The sequence below is a fragment of the Variovorax sp. FW301-JW7 genome (genome assembly GCF_058788795.1).
The window spans coordinates 344,589-365,688 of the sequence record NZ_JBYTBC010000007.1; the positions used below are offsets into that span (position 1 = coordinate 344,589).

At 68.9% G+C, this 21,100-nt stretch carries 20 protein-coding genes and 1 other RNA gene; 13 read left to right on the forward strand and 8 right to left on the reverse strand.

Annotated elements, in window-relative coordinates; all coding sequences use genetic code 11:
• The first annotated feature begins 33 nt into the window (after nt 1-33).
• Together AC3WQM_RS20995 and AC3WQM_RS21000 are read left to right on the forward strand one after the other, a co-directional pair.
• Nucleotides 34-1,029 (forward strand): Bug family tripartite tricarboxylate transporter substrate binding protein, encoded by a 996-nt coding sequence (locus AC3WQM_RS20995; protein ID WP_492681386.1) that lies wholly within the window; start codon nt 34-36, stop codon nt 1,027-1,029.
• A gap of 101 nt (nt 1,030-1,130) precedes the next feature.
• A complete protein-coding gene (locus tag AC3WQM_RS21000) occupies nt 1,131-1,253 on the forward strand; it encodes a hypothetical protein (protein WP_492681388.1) in 123 nt (40 codons plus the stop codon).
• Here AC3WQM_RS21000 and AC3WQM_RS21005 read toward each other — a convergent pair.
• Entirely contained in the window at nt 1,237-1,965 is a 729-nt protein-coding gene (locus tag AC3WQM_RS21005; protein ID WP_492681390.1) for a Crp/Fnr family transcriptional regulator, read from the reverse strand. The two genes, AC3WQM_RS21000 and AC3WQM_RS21005, sit on opposite strands and share 17 nt — an antisense overlap.
• Before the next feature lie 392 nt (nt 1,966-2,357).
• Here AC3WQM_RS21005 and AC3WQM_RS21010 point away from each other — a divergent pair, with 392 nt between their 5' ends.
• From AC3WQM_RS21010 to AC3WQM_RS21025, 4 genes are all read left to right on the forward strand, one after another.
• Nucleotides 2,358-3,695, forward strand: a complete 1,338-nt coding sequence (locus AC3WQM_RS21010; RefSeq protein ID WP_492681392.1) for a porin — start codon at nt 2,358-2,360, stop codon at nt 3,693-3,695.
• Between the two features lie 22 nt (nt 3,696-3,717).
• Nucleotides 3,718-4,566: an acid phosphatase gene (locus AC3WQM_RS21015; protein ID WP_492681394.1), complete on the forward strand. Its 849-nt coding sequence runs from the start codon at nt 3,718-3,720 to the stop codon at nt 4,564-4,566.
• 122 nt (nt 4,567-4,688) lie between these two features.
• Nucleotides 4,689-5,372, forward strand: a complete 684-nt coding sequence (locus AC3WQM_RS21020; RefSeq protein ID WP_489057620.1) for a hypothetical protein — start codon at nt 4,689-4,691, stop codon at nt 5,370-5,372.
• A gap of 85 nt (nt 5,373-5,457) precedes the next feature.
• Entirely contained in the window at nt 5,458-6,480 is a 1,023-nt protein-coding gene (locus tag AC3WQM_RS21025) for a Bug family tripartite tricarboxylate transporter substrate binding protein (RefSeq protein ID WP_492681396.1), read from the forward strand.
• 21 nt (nt 6,481-6,501) lie between these two features.
• Here the strand turns inward: AC3WQM_RS21025 and AC3WQM_RS21030 are convergent, their stop codons facing one another.
• Nucleotides 6,502-7,407, reverse strand: coding sequence for a LysR family transcriptional regulator (locus AC3WQM_RS21030; RefSeq protein WP_062470965.1), 906 nt, complete (start codon nt 7,405-7,407; stop codon nt 6,502-6,504).
• Nucleotides 7,408-7,594: 187 nt separating this feature from the next.
• Between AC3WQM_RS21030 and AC3WQM_RS21035 the strand changes: the two genes are divergently transcribed.
• The gene (locus AC3WQM_RS21035) at nt 7,595-8,605 is read left to right on the forward strand and encodes a Bug family tripartite tricarboxylate transporter substrate binding protein (protein ID WP_492681398.1); all 1,011 of its coding nucleotides are present in this window, start codon (nt 7,595-7,597) and stop codon (nt 8,603-8,605) included.
• 21 nt (nt 8,606-8,626) lie between these two features.
• Nucleotides 8,627-10,171: an amidase gene (locus AC3WQM_RS21040; protein WP_492681400.1), complete on the forward strand. Its 1,545-nt coding sequence runs from the start codon at nt 8,627-8,629 to the stop codon at nt 10,169-10,171.
• 13 nt (nt 10,172-10,184) lie between these two features.
• Here the strand turns inward: AC3WQM_RS21040 and AC3WQM_RS21045 are convergent, their stop codons facing one another.
• A complete protein-coding gene (locus AC3WQM_RS21045) occupies nt 10,185-11,531 on the reverse strand; it encodes an aminotransferase-like domain-containing protein (RefSeq protein WP_492681402.1) in 1,347 nt (448 codons plus the stop codon).
• Between the two features lie 123 nt (nt 11,532-11,654).
• Here AC3WQM_RS21045 and AC3WQM_RS21050 point away from each other — a divergent pair, with 123 nt between their 5' ends.
• Together AC3WQM_RS21050 and AC3WQM_RS21055 are read left to right on the forward strand one after the other, a co-directional pair.
• A complete protein-coding gene (locus AC3WQM_RS21050) occupies nt 11,655-12,284 on the forward strand; it encodes a LysE family translocator (RefSeq protein ID WP_492681404.1) in 630 nt (209 codons plus the stop codon).
• A 31-nt stretch (nt 12,285-12,315) separates the two neighbouring features.
• Entirely contained in the window at nt 12,316-13,164 is an 849-nt protein-coding gene (locus AC3WQM_RS21055) for a PhzF family phenazine biosynthesis protein (protein ID WP_492681406.1), read from the forward strand.
• 253 nt (nt 13,165-13,417) lie between these two features.
• On the opposite strand, the gene AC3WQM_RS21060 is transcribed toward AC3WQM_RS21055, so the two are convergent.
• Nucleotides 13,418-14,356 (reverse strand): LysR family transcriptional regulator, encoded by a 939-nt coding sequence (locus tag AC3WQM_RS21060; protein WP_492681408.1) that lies wholly within the window; start codon nt 14,354-14,356, stop codon nt 13,418-13,420.
• A gap of 111 nt (nt 14,357-14,467) precedes the next feature.
• Between AC3WQM_RS21060 and AC3WQM_RS21065 the strand changes: the two genes are divergently transcribed.
• Nucleotides 14,468-15,685: an MFS transporter gene (locus AC3WQM_RS21065; RefSeq protein WP_492681410.1), complete on the forward strand. Its 1,218-nt coding sequence runs from the start codon at nt 14,468-14,470 to the stop codon at nt 15,683-15,685.
• Nucleotides 15,686-15,707: 22 nt separating this feature from the next.
• On the opposite strand, the gene AC3WQM_RS21070 is transcribed toward AC3WQM_RS21065, so the two are convergent.
• A complete protein-coding gene (locus AC3WQM_RS21070) occupies nt 15,708-16,658 on the reverse strand; it encodes a LysR family transcriptional regulator (RefSeq protein WP_492681412.1) in 951 nt (316 codons plus the stop codon).
• 82 nt (nt 16,659-16,740) lie between these two features.
• Between AC3WQM_RS21070 and AC3WQM_RS21075 the strand changes: the two genes are divergently transcribed.
• Complete coding sequence (locus AC3WQM_RS21075; protein WP_492681414.1) at nt 16,741-18,060, forward strand: arylsulfatase; 1,320 nt, start codon at nt 16,741-16,743, stop codon at nt 18,058-18,060.
• 57 nt (nt 18,061-18,117) lie between these two features.
• Complete coding sequence (locus tag AC3WQM_RS21080) at nt 18,118-19,089, forward strand: Bug family tripartite tricarboxylate transporter substrate binding protein (protein WP_492681416.1); 972 nt, start codon at nt 18,118-18,120, stop codon at nt 19,087-19,089.
• Between the two features lie 153 nt (nt 19,090-19,242).
• Here AC3WQM_RS21080 and ssrA read toward each other — a convergent pair.
• The 3 genes from ssrA to ubiG form a co-directional block, all read right to left on the reverse strand.
• Nucleotides 19,243-19,629, reverse strand: a transfer-messenger RNA (tmRNA) gene (gene ssrA, locus AC3WQM_RS21085).
• 12 nt (nt 19,630-19,641) lie between these two features.
• Nucleotides 19,642-20,319, reverse strand: coding sequence for an HAD family hydrolase (locus tag AC3WQM_RS21090; protein WP_492681418.1), 678 nt, complete (start codon nt 20,317-20,319; stop codon nt 19,642-19,644).
• Nucleotides 20,319-21,044 carry a bifunctional 2-polyprenyl-6-hydroxyphenol methylase/3-demethylubiquinol 3-O-methyltransferase UbiG gene (gene ubiG, locus AC3WQM_RS21095; RefSeq protein ID WP_492681420.1) on the reverse strand — a complete coding sequence of 242 codons (726 nt, stop codon included), beginning with the start codon at nt 21,042-21,044 and terminating at the stop codon, nt 20,319-20,321. Before ubiG ends, AC3WQM_RS21090 begins: the two co-directional genes overlap by 1 nt.
• Between the last annotated feature and the right edge of the window lie 56 nt (nt 21,045-21,100).

Genomic DNA, 21,100 nt, shown 5'->3' on the forward strand with positions numbered 1-21,100 from the left:
CGCATCGTTCCCCACCCGAAAGGCACTCACTTCATGACCCGTTCCCGCTTCCGCGCGCTGCGCGCGCCCGGCCTGTGCATCGCCGGGCTCCACCTGGCGGCCGGCGCCGCCCTGGCGCAGGCCGACTACCCGAGCAAGCCGATCCGCATCATCGTCCAGTACCAGGCCGGCGGCTCGGCCGATGCACTCGCGCGGCTGGTGGGCGACGGGCTCGCCAAGCGGCTGAAGCAGCCCGTGCTGGTGGAGAACCGCAGCGGCGCGGGCGGCATCATCGGCACCGACTACGTGGCCAAGAGCGCGCCCGACGGCTACACCGTGCTGCTGTCGGTGCCGGGCCCGATCGCCGCGAACCTGGCGCTGTACAAGAAGCTGCCCTACGACCCGCGCACCGACCTGCGCCATGTGTCGGACATCGCGAGCACGCGCACCATCATGGTCGTGCACCCCTCGGTGCCGGCGCAGGACTTCAAGAGCCTCGTCGAGGCCGTGCGCAAGGCGCCCGGCAAGTACGCGATGGGCTCCTGGGGCCCCGGCGTGCAGCCGCACCAGATGCAGGTCTTCATGGACAAGACCTACGGCACGCAGACGCTGCACGTGGCCTACAAGGGTGAGAGCCCGATGGCGGTCGACCTGCTCAGTGGCGTGATCCAGATGACCGTGGGCTCCATCAGCACCTTCCAGCCCTACGTCGCGGCCGGCAAGCTGCGCGCCATCGCCGTGCCCGGCGCGCAGCGCGCCAAGGCCGCCCCGACGGTGCCCACCTTCGCCGAGCAGGGCTACAAGGACGACATGTTCATGCTCATGGCGCCGACCTCACTGCTGGTGCCGGCCAAGACGCCCGACGCCATCGTCGAGAAGCTGAGCCGCGAAGTCGCCGCCGTGGTGAAGCAGCCCGAGGTGCAGCGCCGCATCGAGGACATGGGCGCCGAGCCCATCGGCAACACGCCGGCCGAAGCCTCGGCGGCGTACAAGGCGTTCCTGCCCGTGTCGCTGAAGCTCACGCGGGCCACGGGCGTCACGCTGGATTGATTGCTCCGCTTCTCGAGATCCGTGCACCACCCGCGTCCCGATTTCGAACCCCGGGTGCAGACCCCGCAGCACATCGCCGCGGTCGTTGTCATGCGGAACAGATGCCGCAGGGCTTTCCGAGCATCGCGTACCTGCGCAAGACGCGCATGACCACCGAAGACATCGCGGACCGCGTCACCTCGGTGGCGCACGGAGGCAGCGCGTTCTTCAGTCTTCCGCAGTGATGCGGTGCAGCTTGGGCAGGTCGACCACGGTGATCAGGCGATAGCCCTCGTTGCAGCCGAGCACGCCCTCGTCCTTCAGCTGCGCCAGCTCCTTGCCGATGGTCTGCCGCGACACGCCCAGCATGTTCGCCAGGTCGGTCTGCGAGATGCGCAGCTCGGTGTCGCACGGGCTCCCGCTCTCGTCGCCGTAGCGATACACCATGTTGATCAGCGTGATCGCGGTGCGGCGACGCACGGAGCCCAGCACCTGGTCCTGCAGGACCTCGGCGCTCATCCGATAGCGCCGCAGCATGGTCTGCGCGATGCTTCGCCACAGCACCGGCTCTGCATCGAGGATGCGCCGCATGGTGGCACCGGGGATGTGGATGATGTGCGAATCGGCGCGCGCCTCGAAGGCGAAGACCGGCTGCAGGTCGTCGATGAGGTGCACCATGCGCGTGATCTGGCCGGCCCCGAGCACCGAGAGGATGTACTTGTCGCCGGCCGCGTTCGTGGCCGCGATCTCGATCGAGCCCGACACGACCACGAACACTTCTCGCTGGTGGTTGCCGCGCCCCACGAGCGGCGTGCGGCGCCGGTAGTGCCTGGCGCGCGCGGCGCTCGCCAACTCGCGCAACCGGTCTTCCGGCCAATCGAGAAACACCGAACACGCACACAGCCCGCGCTCGATCTGTTCCCTTGTGCTCTGCGATACGGGTTGAGGGTATTCCATGGGATGACTCAGCAAAAACTGTTGCCTGGTTGACGGATTCGAAGAGCAGCGATTCCTATCATAGGACTGGCCAGTCAAAGAACAACGAGGAACTCCCTAAGTGAGACACACACGCTCCCTGCCTTCGCGCACACCGCTGTTTCTGTGCGCCATGAAGCGTTCGTTGACATGGTTCTTCGCGTCACTGATGCGACGCCGCACGCTCCTCGCGATGCGAATGCGGTGATGCGAAGCAAGGCGCTGCCAGCGCCTGCGCGCGCCTAGAGGCCGCCCCCTTTTTCCCGAAGTCCCCGAAGGGCATCCGCCCTTCGGAACACCCGAGCCCTGGAACGCAGCGATGCGCACCAGCGGCCTCGTTCATCCCTGAAGAAGCACGCAACGCAAGACCTGCCATGAAGAAACATCACGCCCTGTCCGCCCTCGCCCTCGTCGCGACCGTTGGTACTGCCGGTACCGCATCGGCGCAATCGTCCGTCACGGTGTTCGGCATCGTCGACGTCGGCATCAGCCGCTACACATCGAAGAGCACGTACCACAGCCCCAACCCCTTCGCGCTGCCGCCGGCCAGCGCAGCCGGTGGCGCGAAGACGAGCCAGACCGCGATGTCCAACTCGGGCTATGCAGGCAGCCGCGTCGGCTTTCGCGGCACGGAAGACCTGGGGGGTGGCCTGGCCGCCAGCTTCTGGCTCGAGTCGGGCATCACGAACGACGACGGTGCCAAGGGCATCACCAACTTCAACCGCCGCTCGACGATGAGCCTGTCGAGCCCCTTCGGTGAGCTGCGCCTGGGCCGCGACTACGCCGCGACCTTCTGGAACGACACCGTCTTCGATCCCTTCGGCACCAACGGCGTGGGCACCAACCTCATCGCCAACATCAACAGCCGCATCGCCGCCATCGCCGGCCCCGGCTCCGTGGTGGCCTCGACCGACAACTACATCCGCACCGGCAACTCGATCAGCTACTTCCTGCCGCCCGACCTCGGCGGCGTCTACGGCCAGGTGCAGTACACGCTGCACGAGAACACGAAGCGCAGCGACCAGCCCGGCACGCCGTCGGCCAAGGGCCGTTATGTCGGTGGCCGCGTGGGCTACGCCAGCGGCCCGCTCGACATGGCCATCGCCTACAGCCAGAGCACGGCCGCCGACAGCACCACGCTCAATGCGCTCGGCATCGCAACCGCCACGCAGGACCGCAAGATCAACTCGCTGAACCTGGGCGCGTCGTACAACTTCGGCCCTGCCAAGCTGTTCGCGGAAGTGTCGCGCGTGCAGGACAAGAACGAGACCGGTGCACTGCAGAACGTGCCGGGCCTGGCGCTTCCCTTCATGAACACCACGACGCGCAAGGACAAGTACAACGGCTACCTGCTCGGCGTGACCGTGCCCGTGGGCCCGGGCCTGATCCGCGCGTCGTACGCCTCGGTGAAGTACAAGAACGGCGCACCGGCCGCGACCGACCTGAACAGCCTGCTGTGGGGCCTGAACGGCCACCGCGACACCACGGCCAACCAGATCTCGCTGGGCTACGTGCACAACCTCTCGAAGCGCACCGCGCTGTACGCCTCGGTGTCGCGCATCCGCATCAAGGACGGCTGGAACAACCCCGGCGTGATGGGCGCGATCACCGGCGGTTCGGCCGCCTACCTCACGGGCGGCACCGCGCAGGCCGCGGGCTGGGCGCCGCGCTCGTCGATGGGCTACGACTTCGGCATCCGCCATGCGTTCTGAGCGGGCGCGAGGAGACACCCCCATGGTTCTGAAACACCTCCCGCCGCTGCTCATGGTGATCCTGCTCGTGGGCGGATGCGCCACGACGCCTGCGCCGACCACCTCGCCCGCCGATGTCGGAGAGACGCGCCCCGGCTCCGGCTACCTCAAGGGCTACTTGGCGCAGGCCGACATGCCCGACAGCCTCGCGCTGCTGCCACCGCCGCCCGAGGCGGGCTCGGCCGCGCTGGCCGCCGACGTCGCCACGTTCCGCAGCCTGACGGCACTGCAAGGCACGCCGCGCGGCGCGCTCGCGGTGCGCGATGCCAACCTGCGTTTTCCTGAAGCGGCGGCCACCTTCTCGTGCGCGCTGGGCGTGCGCGTCTCCGAGCAACAGACGCCGCACCTGAACATGCTGCTGCGTCGCACGCTCGCCGATGCCGGCGGCGCCACCTACAAGGCCAAGGAGAAGTACCAGCGCACGCGGCCCTTCGTGGCGCTGAAGGCCGCGAGCTGCACGCCGAAGGAAGAGGCGCACCTGGCCAAGGACGGTTCGTACCCCTCCGGGCACTCGGCACTGGGATGGGCCTGGGCACTGGTGCTGACGGAGATCGCCCCGGAGCGCGCGGATGCGCTGCTGCAGCGGGGCCGTGCCTTCGCGCAAAGCCGCGGCATCTGCGGTGTGCACTGGCGCAGCGACATCGAGGCGGGACGCCTGATCGGCGCGGCGACCGTGAGCCGGCTGCATGCCAACCCGGTCTTCACGGCGCAGATGAACGCGGCCAGAAGCGAGATCGCGCAGGCACGCAGCCGCCCCGACAGCGCCCCGCCCGCGGCCGACTGCGCGGCAGAGACGAACGCGATCGCGGGCTCCGCGGCGCTGGCGCCCTGAGCACGCGCCGCCCCCCTCGAACGCGTCGCGCACGGCCAACGTGTCTGCGGGTTGTCGAGGGGAACGCGGCGTGTGCGAAGCGGGTAGCCTCGCCAGCTCCAACCACTCCAAGGAGACCTCGCATGCGCCATCGTTCCGTTCTGTCATGGGGTGCCGCGGCCTCGGCGGTCGCGCTCCTCGCTGCATGCGGCGCCATGTCTTCGGGCAAGGACGCCAACCCGATGAGCTTCTTCATCACGAGTGCCAATCCCGGCAAGGGCGGTGACCTCGGCGGCCTGGCCGGCGCCGACCGCCAGTGCCAGGCGCTGGCCGCGAGCGCCGGTGCGGGCGGCAAGACCTGGCGTGCCTACCTGAGCACCGCCGAAGCGGGCGGCCAGCCGGCCGTCAACGCACGCGACCGCATCGGCACCGGGCCGTGGCGCAACGCCAAGGGCGTGGTCGTGGCCACCAGCGTGGCCGACCTGCACAGCGCGAACGCCAAGCTCGGCAAGGACACCTCGCTGACCGAAAAGGGCGAGGTGGTCTCGGGCTTCGGCGACCCGGTCAACCAGCACGACATCCTCACAGGCTCGCGCCCCGACGGCACGCTCGCGCCGGCCGCCGCCGGCAAGGACACCACCTGCGGCAACTGGACGCGCAGCGTCGACGGCTCGGCCATCGTCGGCCACCACGACAAGAAGGGCACCAACCCCGACCCGGTCGCCAACGCCTCGTGGAACGCGTCGCATGGCACGCGGGGCTGCAGCATCGACCAGCTCAAGCAAAGCGGCAGCGCCGGCCTGATGTACTGCTTCGCTGTGAACTGAACCTGCAAGGCGGCGCCCCGGCCCGTGCGTCGATCCACGGGCGGGCGCACGGCGATTTGCCACAGACGACCCATCGGAGGACTTCATGATCCAAGCCACCCAGCCCCTTCGTGCTGCGCCGCGGCGCCTGCTTCTTTGCCTGGGTGCCGTCGCACTCGGCCTGGGCGCCTTCGGGGCAAGCCCCGCGTGGGCGCAGACGACCTGGCCCAGCAAATCGGTCACGCTGCTGATCGGCTTCCCGCCCGGTGGGCAGACCGACTTCGCCGGCCGCGTGCTGACGAACGGCATGCAGGGCGCGCTCGGCCAGCCCGTGGTCATCGACAACAAGGCCGGCGTGAACGGCAACATCGCGTCCGTTGAACTGATGAAGGCGCCGCCGGACGGCCACAAGCTGCTGGTGGGCAACGGCTCGATGACGATCATGCCGCACGTGTACACCAAGCTCGGCATCGTCGATCCGCAAAAGATGACCCCCATCGGCATCATGCTGCAGTCGCCGCTGGTCCTGGTGGTGCCCGCCACCTCGCCGATCAAGACCTACGCGCAGTTCGCCGAAGAGGTGAAGTCGCGTGCGAAGGGCGGCAAGGGCATCGACTACGGAACGGGGGGCGCAGGCTCGCTGATCCACGTCACCATGGAACTGCTGCGCGAGCGCCTGGGCAACCCGGCGATGAACCATGTGCCCTACAAGGGCAGCAGCCCGGCGATGGTCGACCTGATGGCCGGTCGCCTCGACGCCATGTTCGACGCGACCTCCGTCGTCGCGCCGTTCGTGAAGTCGGGTCAGCTGCGACCCTTGCTGGTGACCAGCGACAAGCGTTCGCCGATGCTGCCGAACGTACCCACCGCTGCGGAAAGCGGCATCAAGGACTTCAGCATCATCTCCTTCATCGGCCTGTACGGACCGCCCGGGTTGAGTCCCGAGGTCGTGAAGAAGGCCAACAGCGCGATGAACGCGGCACTGAAGGAGCCGACCGTGGTCAAGAGCATCGTCGATCGCGGGGACGAGCCCGGTGGCGGCTCGCCCGAGCAGCTCGGCACGATGACCCGCGACCAGTACAAGATGTGGGGCGCCGTCGTGAAGGCGAACAACATCACGGCCGACTGAGCTTCGGCCCCGCGCCTCGCATCAAGCGCTGAGCACTTCGCGCAAATGCTCGACGAAAGCGCGCGCCGCATCGGGCAGGCGCCGCCCCGCCATGCTCTGCACCTCGAAATGCCGCTCGTTCATCTCGCGGTCGCGCAAGGCGCGCGCCACGATCGTGCCGTTCTCGAGCTGCTGGCGCAGCGCGAGCTCGCCGCAGAAGGTCACGGCCTGGCCGTGCGCCGCGTAGTGCACCAGCGGGTAGAGGTGATCGCTGGTCAGTGCCGCCTCGAGCGGCAGGCGCTGGCGGGCGCAGCTGATGTTGAGCAGCTGGCGCAGCGTCGACGTGGGCGCCGGCAGCGCGAGCGGGTAATGGACCACCTGCGCCAGCGACACCTGCCGCCGCTCGGCCAGCGGATGCGAAGGTGCCATGACCGCGCACACGGGCGAGGGGTGCCGGATCTCGACGTCCAGGCCGTGCTCCGAGCCCAGGCTCACCGTCACGCCGAGGTCGACCAGGCCTTCGCGCACGCGGCGCGCCACCTCGCGCTGCACGCACATGTCGAGCGAGAAGCGGATGCCGGGACAGCGCGCCTGGAACGCCGCCACCAGGGCCGGCAGGAACTCGTAGGCGAAGCCTTCGGTCGCGGCCACGCGCACCTCGCCCTTGCGCAGGCCGCGCAGCGCGAGGATGTCGTCGGTCACGCGCTCGATGTCGAGCCAGGCCCGGCGTGCGTGCGCCGCCAGCAGCTCGCCGGCTGAGTTGAGCGCCATGCCGCGGGCGCGTCGCTCGAACAGGAGGGTGTCGAGCTCGCGCTCGATGCGGCCGATCTGGCGGCTCACGGCCGACGGCGCCACGTTCAGCCGCACGGCCGCCTCGGTGACCGAGCCGACGCGCGCCACCTCCAGGAAGTAGCGCATCGACTCTTCCTGGAGCACGCGCTGGTTGATCGGGCGTTCGGTGCGCGCCCCGGTACGGACGGGGGCGGGAGGCTTGGAAGTGGGAGATTTCATCGACGTGGTCTGCATTGCGCTTGCAGCAACGCAACCTTCCAATCATTGTGCTTGCTACACCGCAGGGCGTGCCCCAGCATTTCCCCTCCCCCTCTTCTCTTCGCTCTACGGAAGGACCCTGTCAATGAACGCTCCCCGTTCGCAAGCGCCGCAGCGGCGCTGGTGCTGTGCCGTCCTCGCGGGCCTGGCCGCCTGCCTCGGCATGGCCACGCCCGCGCAGGCGCAGGCGCAATCGGCCTACCCGACGCGCCCCGTCACGCTGGTGGTGCCGTACCCGCCCGGCGGCAGCGCGGACACGGTGGGGCGCCTGGTCGGCCAGCGCCTGTCGGAGGAACTGGGGCAACCGGTGCTCATCGACAACCGCCCCGGTGCCGGCACGGCGGTCGGCGCCGCGTTCGTGGCCAAGGCATCGCCCGACGGCTACACGCTGCTGCTCGGCTCGGGCTCGACCCTCACCATGAACCCGGCCATCCGCCCGAACCTGCCCTACGACGCCCTGGGCAGCTTCGAGCCGGTCGCGATCGTCGCGCGCATTCCGCTGATCCTGCTGGCCAACAAGAACGTGCCCATCGGCAACGTCAAGGAGTTCGCCAGCGCGATGCGCGCAGCGCCCGACAAGTACTCGTACGCCTCTTTCGGCACGGGCACGTCCTCGCACTTCACCGGCGAGATCATCCTGCAGGCGGTGGGCGCGAAGATCATGCACGTGCCCTACCGGGGCAGCGCACCGGCCATGACGGACCTGATCGGCGGCCAGGTGCCGTTCTCGGTGGACACCGTCACCGCCGCCATTCCGCAACTCAAGGGCGGCAAGATCAAGGCGATCGCCGTGACGACCCGGCAGCGCTCCTCGCAGCTGCCGCAGGTCCCGACCTTCGCCGAGGCGGGCTACCCCGAGGTCGATGCCGACACCTGGATCATGGTCGTCGCGCCCAAGGGCACCCCCGCACCGGTGCGCGAGCGGCTGGAGAAGACGCTCGCCAAGATCGTCGCCACGCCCCAGGCCCAGGCGGCCCTGCAGGCCCAGGGCGCGGAGCCGGCCTTCGCCGGCGCCGCCGCCTCGCTCGCGCAGATCGAACGCGAGCTTCCGCTCATGCGCGCCGTCGCCCGGCGCGCCAACATCCAGGCCGACTGAGTGCGGCACATTCCGAAAGCCATGACCCAACCTTTCTCTTCTTCCTCCGAACTCGTCGAACTCTCCGCAGTGGAACTGCGACGGCTGATCGGCACGCGCGCCCTTTCGCCGGTCGAGCTGCTCGAGGCCTGCATCGCGCGCATCGAACAGCTCAACCCCTTCGTCAACGCCGTGACCGCCACCTGCTACGAGCGCGCCCGCGCCGAGGCCCGCGCCGCGGAGCGGGCCGTGAAGAGCGGCGAGCCCCTGGGCCTGCTGCACGGCCTGCCGCTGGGCGTGAAGGACCTCGAGCCGACGGCGGGCCTGCTGTCCACCATGGGAACCCCCGCCCTGCGCAACCATGTGCCGTCGAACGACATCGAGCTGGTGCGCCGCCTGCGCGCCGCCGGCGCGATCGTGGTGGGCAAGACCAACGTGCCCGAGATGGGCGCCGGCGCCAACAGCCGCAATCCGGTCTGGGGGGCCACGGGCAATCCCTTCGACCCCAACCTCAACGCCGGCGGTTCTTCGGGCGGTTCGGCCGCGGCCCTGGCGCTGGACATGCTGCCGGTGTGCACCGGCTCCGACACCGGCGGCTCGCTGCGCATCCCGGCCGCCAAGTGCGGCGTGGTGGGCCTGCGGCCGTCGCCGGGCATCGTGCCCAGCGTGCGCAAGAGCCTGGGCTGGTCGCCGATCTCGGTGGTCGGCCCGATGGGCCGCGATGTGGCCGACGCCTGCCTCCAGCTCGCGGCCACGGCGGGCCCGCATCCGGGCGATCCCTTGAGCTATCCGCTGGATGCGGCGGCCTTCGCGCGGCCGGCGCCGCTGGACCTGTCGCGCCTGCGCGTGGCCTGGACCACCGACTTCGGCCTGTGCGATGTCGACCCGTCGATCCGCCGGACGATGCACGACCGCATGGCCGCCATGCGCGGGCTCTTTGCGGCCTGCGACGAGGTGCGCTTCGAGCTGGGCGAGGTGCACCGCTGTTTCGACGTGCTGCGCGCGGAGGCCTTCGTGGCCGGCATGCGCGAGGCCTACGAACGCGCCCCCGAGAGCCTGGGCCCGAACCCGCGCAGCAACTACGAGATGGGCGCGCGCATGAGCCTGCCGGACGCGGCCTGGGCCCAGACGGAACAGACGCGCATCCTCCAGCGCTTCCAGAAGGTGTTCGAGAACTACGACCTGGTGCTCTCGCCCACGACACCGGTGTCGCCTTTTCCCTGGACGCAGTCGCACGCGCTGCAGATCGACGGCCGCCAACAGGAGAACTACTACCGCTGGCTCGCACTGACCTACGTCGTGACGCTGACCACCCACCCTGCGATCAGCCTGCCGTGCGGCACCGACGAGCGCGGCATGCCCTTCGGCTTGCAGGTGGTGGGGCGCTTTCGCGGCGACCTCGCGCTGCTGTCGGCCGCGCAGGCGATGGAACAGGCCTTCGCGCCCGACCCGCGGCTGCGCCGGCCGCGGCCCGATCTCGCACGCCTTCGCAAGGCCGAGCCAGCCCTCGACTCGATCGTGACCGCGCCGCCCGACGACCGGCACGCCAGCGTGCCCACCGACGGCGCACCGGCGCCGGTCGTCTGAGGTCCGCGCCGCGTCAGGCGCTTCGCTTCAGCAAGGTGGCCAGAAGGGCCAGGGCCCCGGTCAGCTCGTCGAAGCTGGGGCCTCCCAGGCAGATTCGCAGGCCGCTCGCCTTGTCCTTCGGGTTCGCCATCAGGGTCTGCGGCGGGGTGAGCTTCACGCCGGCTTGCGCCGCCGCGGCCACGACGCCTTCGGCGGCATCGCGCCGCATCGGCAGCCAGACGTTGTAGGCATCGGGATGCCAGACCAGTTCGCTCGCACCGAGCAGCGAGACGGCCAGCCGGGAACGCCGCCGGGCCTCGTGGCGCAGATCGCGCTGGACCGAGGCGACCACGCCGGTGGCCAGCCATTCGTCGACCACCGCGCAGGAGAACGCCGACGGCGCCATGGGCACGTCCTGCAGCAGCTCCTGCGCCGGGCCGCACAGCTCGGGCGGCAGGGCCAGCACGCCGACCTGCAATCCCGGGCCGAGCGACTTGGAGAGCCCGTTCACATGCAATGCGATGTCGGGTGCCAGTGTGGCCAGCTGGGGCAAGCCGTCGGAGGCCGCCGCGTACACGCCGTCTTCGATGATCCAGGCGCCCGCGCGGCGGCACACCGCCACGATGGCGCGCCGTCGCTTCGCGCTCATCGTGGCTGTCGTCGGGTTGTGCAGCGTCGGGGTGAGGTAGACCGCCGTGCCACCGGCGGGCGCCACGCCGTCGAGCGCCTGCGCGAGCGCCTTCGGCACCATCCCTTCCGCGTCCATCTCGACGCCCTGGATGCGACACCCCTTGCGCCGGGCCAGCGCGAGGGCACCGGGGTAGGTGATCCGTTCGGTGAGCAGCACGCCTTGCCGCCCGCACACCAGGTCGAAGGCCAGCGACAGCGCCTGGCGTGCGCTGCTGGTCAGCACCAGCTGCGACGGATCGACGGCCAGGCCGATCGTCTCGAGCCAGCGGGCGAGAACGCGGCGATGTTCCAGGTGCCCGCCGGGCGGCGCATACAGGTTGAAGTGATCCGCGTCGATCTTGCGCGCGATGCCCGTCAGCGTGCGCGCCAGCACGCGCGCACCGAGCGCGGCCGGCGGCGCGTTCGACGACAGATCGATCTGCCGGTCGCCGTGCGCCTGGTGGATCGCCACGAAGGTTCCCCGGCCCTTGACGCTGCGCGTGAGGCCCCTGCGCTCCAGCATGGCATAGGCCTTCGTCACGGTGCCCAGGCCGATCTGCAGCGTCTTCGCCAGGTCCCGATGGGCAGGCAGCCGATCACCGCCCGCGAGCCGCCCCTCGACGATGTCGTCGGCCAGGGCCAACACCACGCGCTCGGTGGCATTCGTGCCGTTGCTTGCCAGACGGGGCGTCCAGGAGGATCGAAGGAGCATGTGCGCGGCCTCGCAAATAAAAGTGTCATGTGACACTTTTTGAATATTCCAATAGTGTAACTTTCACTCCTCGGCCGCCGAAAGGCGGGCCGCCGAAGACACCCTTGGTTTTGGAGCACCCGCATGGCCGTCAGCCAGATCGCACTCGTCTACGGGACGTACCTCATCGCCACCGCCAGTCCGGGGCCGAGCAACATGGCCATCATGGGCACCGCGATGCGCGACGGCCGCCGCCCTGCGCTCGCGCTTGCGGCCGGCGTTGTCACGGGCTCGCTCTTCTGGGCGATCCTGGCGGCGACCGGCGTTTCCGCGGTCCTGACCGCGTATGCGCAGGCGCTCGTCGTGCTCAAGATCGCCGGCGGCCTCTACCTGCTGTACCTGGCTTTTCGCGCGGGCCGATCCGCCATGCGACCCGGCGCCGACGCGGTGAAGAACAGCGCGGAACGCGGCGCATTGCGCTACCGCACCCTCTACCGCCAGGGCGTGCTCATGCACATCGGCAACCCGAAAGCCATCATGTCGTGGATCGCGATCATCTCGCTCGGCGTGCGCCAGGACACACCCGCCGGTGGGTTGCCGGCCATCGTGGGCGGTTGCGTGTGCCTCGGCATCCTGGTGTTCGGCGGCTACGCGATCGTCTTCTCCACCGCGTCGATGATTGCGCTGTATGCGAGGCTGCGACGCTGGATCGAAGGCGTGCTCTCGGCAGTGTTCGCGGCCGCGGGGCTCAAGCTGCTGGTCTCGCAGAACTGACTTCAACGTATCCCTGCGAAAGATCGAACGCATGAGCATCACCGTCCACATGGTCGACGTCTTCGGCGCCGGCCCGCTCTCGGGCAATCCGCTGGCGGTCGTCACCGGCGCCGACGCCCTCGCCACGCACGACATGCAGCAGCTGACGCGCTGGTTCAACCTCTCGGAAACCGCGTTCGTCTTCGCCCCCACGCACCCGGAGGCGGACTACCGCGTGAGGATCTTCACCCTGGACCGGGAGATGCCTTTTGCCGGGCACCCCACGCTCGGCAGCTGCCACGCCTGGCTCTCGGGCCAGGGCGCGCCCGGGCAACACGCCACGGTGATCACGCAGGAGTGCGGCGCGGGGCTGGTCCAGATCCGGCGCGACCAGGGACGGCTTGCGTTCGCCGCGCCGCCGCTGATCCGCTCGGGCGCGCCGACCCCGGCCGAACTCGAGGACGCGCGGCGGCTGCTGGGCATCGAAGTGGACGACATTCAGGACGCGGCCTGGATCGACAACGGCCCTGGCTGGCTGGGAATCCGGCTGGCATCGGCAGACAAGGTGCTGTCTCTCGACCCGGCCCGACGCTGGCCCACGCGCATCGACGTCGGCGTGGTCGGTCCTCATGCCAAGGGCGGCGATGCGGCCTTCGAAGTGCGCGCCTTCTTCACCGACCACCTGGGCGCCATCGTCGAAGACCCCGTCACGGGCAGCCTCAATGCGTCGCTCGCGCAGTGGCTCTTCGCCACGGGCGTGGCACAGGACGACTATGTCGCCGCGCAGGGGACACGCCTGGGCCGGCACGGCCGCATCCACCTGACCCGCGACGACGCCGGCCAGGTCTGGGTCGGCGGCGACACGCGCACGCACGTCAAGGGCGAACTGGACGGCCTCTGATCCGTTCACGCAAGGCCTGCACAGACTTCACTCTGACTTCACCTGCGTTGCGCACACTGCGTTTCGACAGCGGTTCGGCGCTGGTAGAGGCAAGGGGAAGAAAAAAATAGCTCAGGGAAACGCCTCGATGCCGACCGCTGTCACCTTTCATCGCCCGTCGCGAAAAGGCAGGCGCGCTCATCGCAAGGAAAGGGCCACGGGCCAAGGATGACCATCGGCCGGGCGCACGAGGACGCCAGCGACCCGGCCTCGCTCAGGCCACACGGGCCTCCCAGACCCGGCCCGTCGGGTCGGCCAACGCAAGCCGCATCATCTCGATGAAGCGGCGCAGGCGCGCCGGCTGGAAGCGCGTGTGCGGGTAGGTCAGGTAGACCGGCAGCGGCGCCACATGCCATTGCGGCACGAGCTGCACCAGCCGTCCGGCAGCGATATCCTCGTTCAGCAACCAGGCCGAACCCAGGCAGGCGCCCAGGCCCATGCGCGCCGCGCTTTGCAGCGCATAGAGGCTGTCGGTGCTCATGCGCGGACGGATCGGCACGCGCGCGATCTCGCCGGTCGGCCGGTGCGTGAGCAGCACCTCGTTGCGATAGAAGGTGCGCAGCGCGAGCCACGGCAGCTCGGCCAGTTCCGCCGCATGCGCGGGCGGTGAGCGGCCCTCCAGCAGCGAGGGCGCGGCGACCACCACGCGCGGGACCTCCGAGACCTTGACCGCCACGGCCATCGCGTCGGTCATCTCGCCGACCTGGATCGCGCAGTCGACGCCTTCGGCGATGAAGTCGGGGCGGCGGTCGTTCAGCAGCCATTCGACGGACACGCGCGGATAGGCGCGCAGGTACTCGGCCAGCAGACCGACCAGCAGCAGCTGGCCCAGCGCGTGCGGTGCGACCACGCGCAGCGTGCCCTCGGGCTCGTCGCCGACACCGCGCAGGTCGGCTTCGAAAGCGTGCCAGTCGGCGATCAGCTCCCGGGCCCGCTCGTAGCAGCGCTCGCCGTCTTCCGTGAGCTTCATGGCGTGCGTGGAGCGGCGCAGCAGCCGCACGCCCAGCGAGCGCTCCAGCGCCTGCAGGCGACGGCTCACGGTGGGCTGGGTGGCGCCCATCTGCAGCGCGGCGGCCGACAGGCTGCCGGCCTCGACGATGTGAAGAAAGGTCTGCATCAGCTCGATGCGGTCGACGGCAGGTGAAGTTGACATGGCCCTGTTCATGCGTTTGGCGTATGGGCATTGTGCGATCCACGGGACTACCAAGCCAAGACCCCAGCGGGCACATTCCAACCCTTGCTTCGATAATTGAGGGTTAACACCATGTCTTCCATTCAAACCACGCATGCACCGGCCACGGCGCAGGGGCACGACCTGCCGGCCTCGCTGATCCTGCTGCTGGCCGCCGGCGCGGGCCTGTCGGTGGCGTCGCTCTACTACGTGCAGCCGATGCTCGGGGTGCTGGGCGCCGACATCGGCGCCTCCACCCGCGCAGTGGGCTTCATTCCCACGCTCACGCTGCTGGGCTATGCGCTGGGCATCCTGCTGCTGGCGCCGCTGGGCGACCGCTTCGACCGGCGCCGCATCGTGCTGATCAAGGCGGCGGCGCTGTGCGCCGCGCTGCTGGTGGCCGGCGCGGCACCGTCGATCGGCGTGCTGCTCGCGGCCAGCCTCGCGATCGGGCTGGCGGCCACGATGGCGCAGGACCTCGTGCCCGCCGCCGCCACGCTGGCGCCCGATGCCACGCGCGGCAAGACGGTCGGCACGGTGATGACGGGGCTGCTGCTGGGCATCCTGCTGTCGCGCGTGGTGAGCGGCTTCGTGGCCGAGCACTTCGGTTGGCGCGCCATGTTCATCGCGGCCGCGGCCAGCATCGCACTCATCGGCGCCGCGGCCTGGCGCGGGCTGCCGCGCTTTCGGCCGACGACGCACCTGGCCTACGGCGCCCTGCTCGGCTCGCTGGGCACGCTGTGGTCGCGCCACGGCACGCTGCGCCGCGCGGCGCTGGCCCAGGCACTGCTGGCCGTGGGATTCAGCGCCTTCTGGTCGACGCTGGCGGTGATGCTGCACGGCGCGCCCTTCCACCTGGGCAGCGCGGCGGCAGGCGCCTTCGGCCTGGCCGGCGCGGCGGGCGCGCTGGCGGCGCCGCTGGCCGGGCGGCTGGCCGACCGGCGCGGACCGGAGCTGGTGACGCGCCTGGGCGCGGGGCTGGCGCTGGTGTCGTTCGCGGCCATGGGGCTGGCACCGCTGATGACGCCGCATGCGCAGCTGTGGCTGCTGGCGCTGGCTGCGGTCGGCTTCGACCTGGGCATGCAGGCGGCGCTGATCGCCCACCAGACGATCGTCTACGGCATCGAGCCCGGTGCGCGCAGCCGGCTCAACGCCGTGCTGTTCACCAGCATGTTCATCGGCATGGCGGCCGGCTCGGCGCTGGGCGCGCTGGTGCTCGCTTCCTGGGGCTGGGCCGGCGTGACGGCGCTGGCGACCGCCACGGCCGCCGCTGCGCTGGCGGTGCGGCTCTGGCCGCGCCAGGCAACGTAGTCGCGCCAGGTGGACGACGACCTCAGCGAGGGCCAGCCGGTCCTTGCGCGCCGCGCTGCTTCGCCGTGCCAGCGCGCGCCGGCGCCAGTGCCTTGAGCGCCTGCACGAACTCCTCGAGGAGTGGGGAGCGGTAGGTATTCGGGCGTGAAAAAAGCGAGATGCGCCTCGGGATCGACAGCGCCTCGACCGGAATCACCTTGACGCCACGCGCATGGGGCAGTGCGAGCACGGAGACCGGGACGATGCCCATCAGATCGGTCGCGGCAAGCACCGGCAGCGACCAGGACGCATTGAAGTGCACCTCGATCGCGCCTTGCGGCGGCGTCGCGCCCGCAGAGCGAAATACCTCGTCCAGCTTCGCGCGTGCAGCCGAATGAACGGACGGCAGCACCCAGGGGAATTTCGACAGATCGCCCATCGTGAGGCGGCGACGCGCGAAGACCGGATGCCCCACGCGCGCCACGGCGACGAGCGCATCGGTCAGCAGATCCTCATGCACCAGGCCGTGCGGCATCGACTCGTAGGTCGGAATCACGGCGACATCGAGCAGGCCCTGGCGCGTCCAGTCGATCAACTCGTCCGAAGACGCCACCTCCAGGCGCACATGCATGCCCGGGCGACGGGGCTGCAGCGCCGCCAGCGCCGGCGAGAGCACGGCATCCAAAACCGCCAGCGTCGCGCCCACACGGATGAGCCCGGCACGTCCTGCGCGGACGTCACCCGCATGACGAAGCGCCTCGTCGTGCTCGGACTTCATGCGTTGCGCACGTTCGTGGAACGCGACGCCGAAGGGCGTGAGCGTCATGCCGTGGCCCGAGCGCTCGAAGAGACCGAGCCCCATCTCGTCCTCCAGCCGGCGGATCGCCTTGGAAAGCGCCGCGGCCGTCACCGTCAGGCTGGTTGCTGCACGGGCCAGTTGCCCATGGCGCGCCACTTCCAGGAAATAGTCGAGGTCGCGTGCCGAGAAGGACATGAATAAAAGTTAACTAAAACTTCCCAAATGGAAACACCCGAATCCTAGCCGTTCCTAGACTGCAGTCGCAATGAGTCCCTCCATGAACCCACCCAACATCGTTCTCATCCTGGCCGACAACCTCGGCTGGGGCGAGCTCGGCTGCTACGGCGGCGGAGCGCTGCGGGGCGCGCCCACGCCACGCATCGACGCGCTCGCCAGCCAAGGCCTTCTGCTGCAGAACTTCAATGTCGAGAGCGATTGCGTGCCGACGCGCTCCGCGTTGATGAGCGGGCGGCATCCGATCCGCACGGGCTGCCTGCAGTCGGTGCCGCCCGGCCTGCCCCAGGGCTTGGCACGCCGCGAGATCACGCTGGCGCAGTTGCTCTCGGCACAGGGTTATGCGACGGCGCACTACGGCAAATGGCACCTGGGCGATGTTCAAGGCCGCTTCCCGAGCGACCGGGGATTCGACGAGTGGTACGGCATCCCGCGCACCACGGACGAGAGCCAGTTCACGGCCAGCGTCGGCTACGACCCGAGCGTGGCGGACATCCCGTACATCATGCAGGGCCGTGCGGGTGCGCCCTCAGAGAACGTGGAGGAATACAACCTGGATTCGCGCCGGCGCATCGACGAGACGCTGACGAACCGGTCCTTGGAATTCATCCAGCGCAACCACGCAGCACAGAAGCCGTTCTTCCTCTACCTGCCGCTCACGCACCTGCATTTCCCCACCCTGCCTCACCGCGATTTCGCGGGCCGCACCGGCCATGGCGATTTCGCCGATTCCATGGTGGAGATGGACCACCGCGTGGGCCAGGTCGTCGACGAGATCGAGCGCCTCGGCCTGTCGGAAGACACCCTCTTCATCTTCGCGAGCGACAACGGCCCCGAGTTCCGCGCCCCGTACCGCGGCACGGCCGGCCCCTGGCGCGGCACCTACCACACGGCCATGGAAGGCAGCCTGCGCGTGCCGTGCATCGTGCGCTGGCCAGGCAAGATCGCCGCAGGCCGGGTGAGCAACGAGATCGTGCACGTGACCGACCTCTTCTCCACGCTGGCACGCGCAGGTGGCGCCCGCATTCCCGAGGACAGGCCGATCGATGGCATGGACCAGATGCCCTTCTTCCTCGGCGAGCAGAAGTCCTTGCGCGAGGGCTTTCTCTTCCATATCAAGAACGAACTGCGCGCAGTGAAGTGGCGCGACTGGAAGCTGCATCTCTACTGGGAGCCCGAGGTGAACGAAGGCAAGGGCAAGCTCGAATCGCCCTATCTCTTCAACATCACGCGCGACCCCAAGGAGGAGTCGGATGTGCTCGTCTACAACACGTGGGTCCTGGGGCCGATCCAGCGGATGGTCCGCGCCTTCCATCAGAGTGCGGCAGCACATCCTCACACGGCGCCGGGAGCGCCGGACTGAGGCCGCGGAATCCCGACGCGTTCGAGCATCTCCCCACCATCCCAGAAGGCTCATTCCATGTCCCATCCAGGCGGCCGCCGAGGCCTCTTTCTGATCTTCTGCGCACTCACGGCGCTGGCGTCTTCTGCGACGCTCGCGCAAGAGAAGTACCCCTCTCGAGCGATCACCTGGGTCGTCGGCTACCCGCCCGGGGGAAGCGTCGATGTCGTCACGCGCCTTGTCGCCCGCAAGCTGGAGGCGACGCTCGGCCAGCCCATCGTGGTCGACAACAAGCCCGGCGCCACGGGCTCGCTCGCGCTGCGGTACGTGGCAACCCAGCCCGCCGACGGCTACACCCTGGTGACGGTTCCCGGCCCGGTGCTCACGAGCATCCCGATGCCGCAGATCGGCAAGGAGATGAGCGCCATCGCCATGCTCGCCAAAGGCTCCACCGTCCTCGTAGGACCGGCACGGCCCGATGCACCCAGGGACCTCAAGGCCCTGCTCGCCGACGCATCCGCCCACCCGGACAAGTACAGCTACGGCTCCTCCGGCAACGGCACCGGCCAGCACCTGACCGGAGAACTCATCCAGGCACTGACGGGCGTGACGATGACGCATGTGCCCTACAAGGGCGGCAACCAGGCGGTGACCGACGTGATCGGTGGACAGATCCCCCTGGCAGTACTGGGCATCACGCCCGTGCTGCCGCACATCAAGTCCGGCAAGCTCAAGGCGTATGGGGTCTCCACGGCGACCCGCTCCGCCTCCTTGCCCGAGTTGCCGACGCTCAGGGAAGCGGGTATCGCCAACTTCGAAGCCAGCCAGTGGTTCGTCCTCGCTGCGCGCACAGGCCTCCCGGCAGACCGAAGCGATCGCCTCAACGAAGCGGTGGCACAAGCCTTGAAGGACCCGGAGGTCATGAAGGGCTTCGAGAACGTCGGCATGTTTCCCGAAGCCAACAGCGCGAAGCAGACCGCCGACTACATCAGCACCGACATGCGGCGCTGGGCAGACCTCGTGAAGAAGAACAAGATCGCGATCGACTGACTAGCGCGTGGAGTGAGCCCCATCGGCGGGACCGCTGGGGTCGTCGTCCAGACGCTGCCGTCCCGAGTGAGGCGGCGAAGCACAAGCAACAGTCGCCTGGCCAATGAAAAAGGGCGTTCACTGAAGTTCAGTGAACGCCCTCGGTCGTTGTGATGGTGGAGCTGGGGGGATTTGAACCCCCGTCCGCAAGCCTTCATCGCGCAGTTCTACATGTGTAGTGATCTGATTTAAGTCTCGCTTCCGGAGTCGCGCAGTCACACGCTAAACCGGACGCCAGCACCCTATTTTCTCGCCCCGACCCAAGGTACCCGGATCGGAGCCAGCCCATGTAATTATCTTTGCAGCCGGGAGGATTCAGATTGCTCTGTCACCCCCTTGCCCAGCCCATCGGCCTGCTGTTGCAAAGCTCACTGGCAATTAAGCAGCGAGTGCGAAACGTTCGTCGTTTGCAGTTAGTTTGTTTGAATCTGTTTTACGAGCGCATTCAGCTCGACATGCCCCGCTGCGACTCCGAACCCACGTCGAAACCAGTGCAGCCCCAAGCGACCCATTTTAGGCGCTATTGAGTAACTTCAAGAGCTCAAGGGGTGAAGAGATTGAAGCATCGGCCTCCCAGAGCGCCGCATCGGCCTGCGAACCCATGTAGCCGTAGGTCGCGGCCACGGTTCCCATGCCCGCAGCGCGGCCCGCGATGATGTCGCGCTCGTCGTCGCCCACGTAGATGCAGGCCTCTGATGCCACGCCAAGGCGGCGCGCCGCCTCATGCAGCGGCTCGGGATGCGGCTTGGCGAACGGCGTGGTATCGCCGCTCACGATCGCACCCGCGCTCGCGAAGAGCGGCATCGCCCCGGTCAGCGGGTCGGTGAAGCGGGCCGACTTGTTGGTGACCACGCCCCAGCGCAGGCCGCGCTCGCGGATCGCCTCGATCAGCGGCGCCACGCCGTCGAACACCAGGGTGTTGAACAGCATGCGGCGCTCGTAGGCGACGTAGAACTCCTCGCGCAGCGCGTCGAACTCGGGCGCATCGGGTGTGATGCCGAATGCGATGCCGAGCATGCCGCGCGCGCCAGCACCGGCCATCGGGCGGTAGCGCTCCAGCGGGTAAGGCTCCAGGCCGCGGTCGGTGCGCATCTTGTCGGCGGCTGCGCCGAGGTCGGGCGCGCTGTCGATCAGCGTGCCGTCGAGGTCGAACAGGATGGCCTGCGTGGTCGTGCTCCCGATTTTCATCATCAGTGAGCCTCCGGCAGCGCCGGCTTCTGGGTCGCGAACAGGTAATTCACGCTGGTGTCGGCGCTGAGCCAGTAGCGCCGGGTCAGCGGGTTGTGTTCCATGCCCCGGGTGTGACGCAGGTCCAGGCTCGCGGCGCGGCAGTAGCCGGCCAGTTCGCTGGGACGGATCAGCTTGGGGTACTCGTGCGTGCCGCGCGGCAGCATGCCCAGGACGTACTCGGCACCCACGATCGCCAGCATGAAGGCCTTCAGGTTGCGGTTGATGGTCGAGAAGAACACCCAGCCGCCCGGCTTCACGAGGGTGGCGCAGGCCTGGATCACCGACGCCGGGTCGGGCACGTGCTCCAGCATTTCCATGCAGGTGACGACATCGAAGCTGCCGGGCTGCTCGGCCGCCAGCGCCTCGGCGCTGATCTCGCGGTACTTGACGCCGCGCGTCCCCGCCTCGAGGGCGTGCAGCTGGGCGACCTTGAGCGCCTTGGTCGCGAGGTCGATGCCCAGCACGTCGGCGCCCTTGCGCGCCATCGAATCGGCCAGGATGCCGCCGCCACAGCCGATATCGACCACACGTTGGCCCGAAATAGGCGCAATACCGTCAATCCATTCGAGTCTCAATGGATTGATTTCGTGCAGCGGGCGGAATTCGCTCTCCAAATCCCACCACCGGTGTGCAAGCTCCGAAAACTTGGCCAGTTCGGCCGGGTCTGCATTCACGTTTTCTGTCATAGGGCAATTATGAAGCGAGCAAAGCCCGACTCGAAAGCAATGGGCCTGCGTCAGGC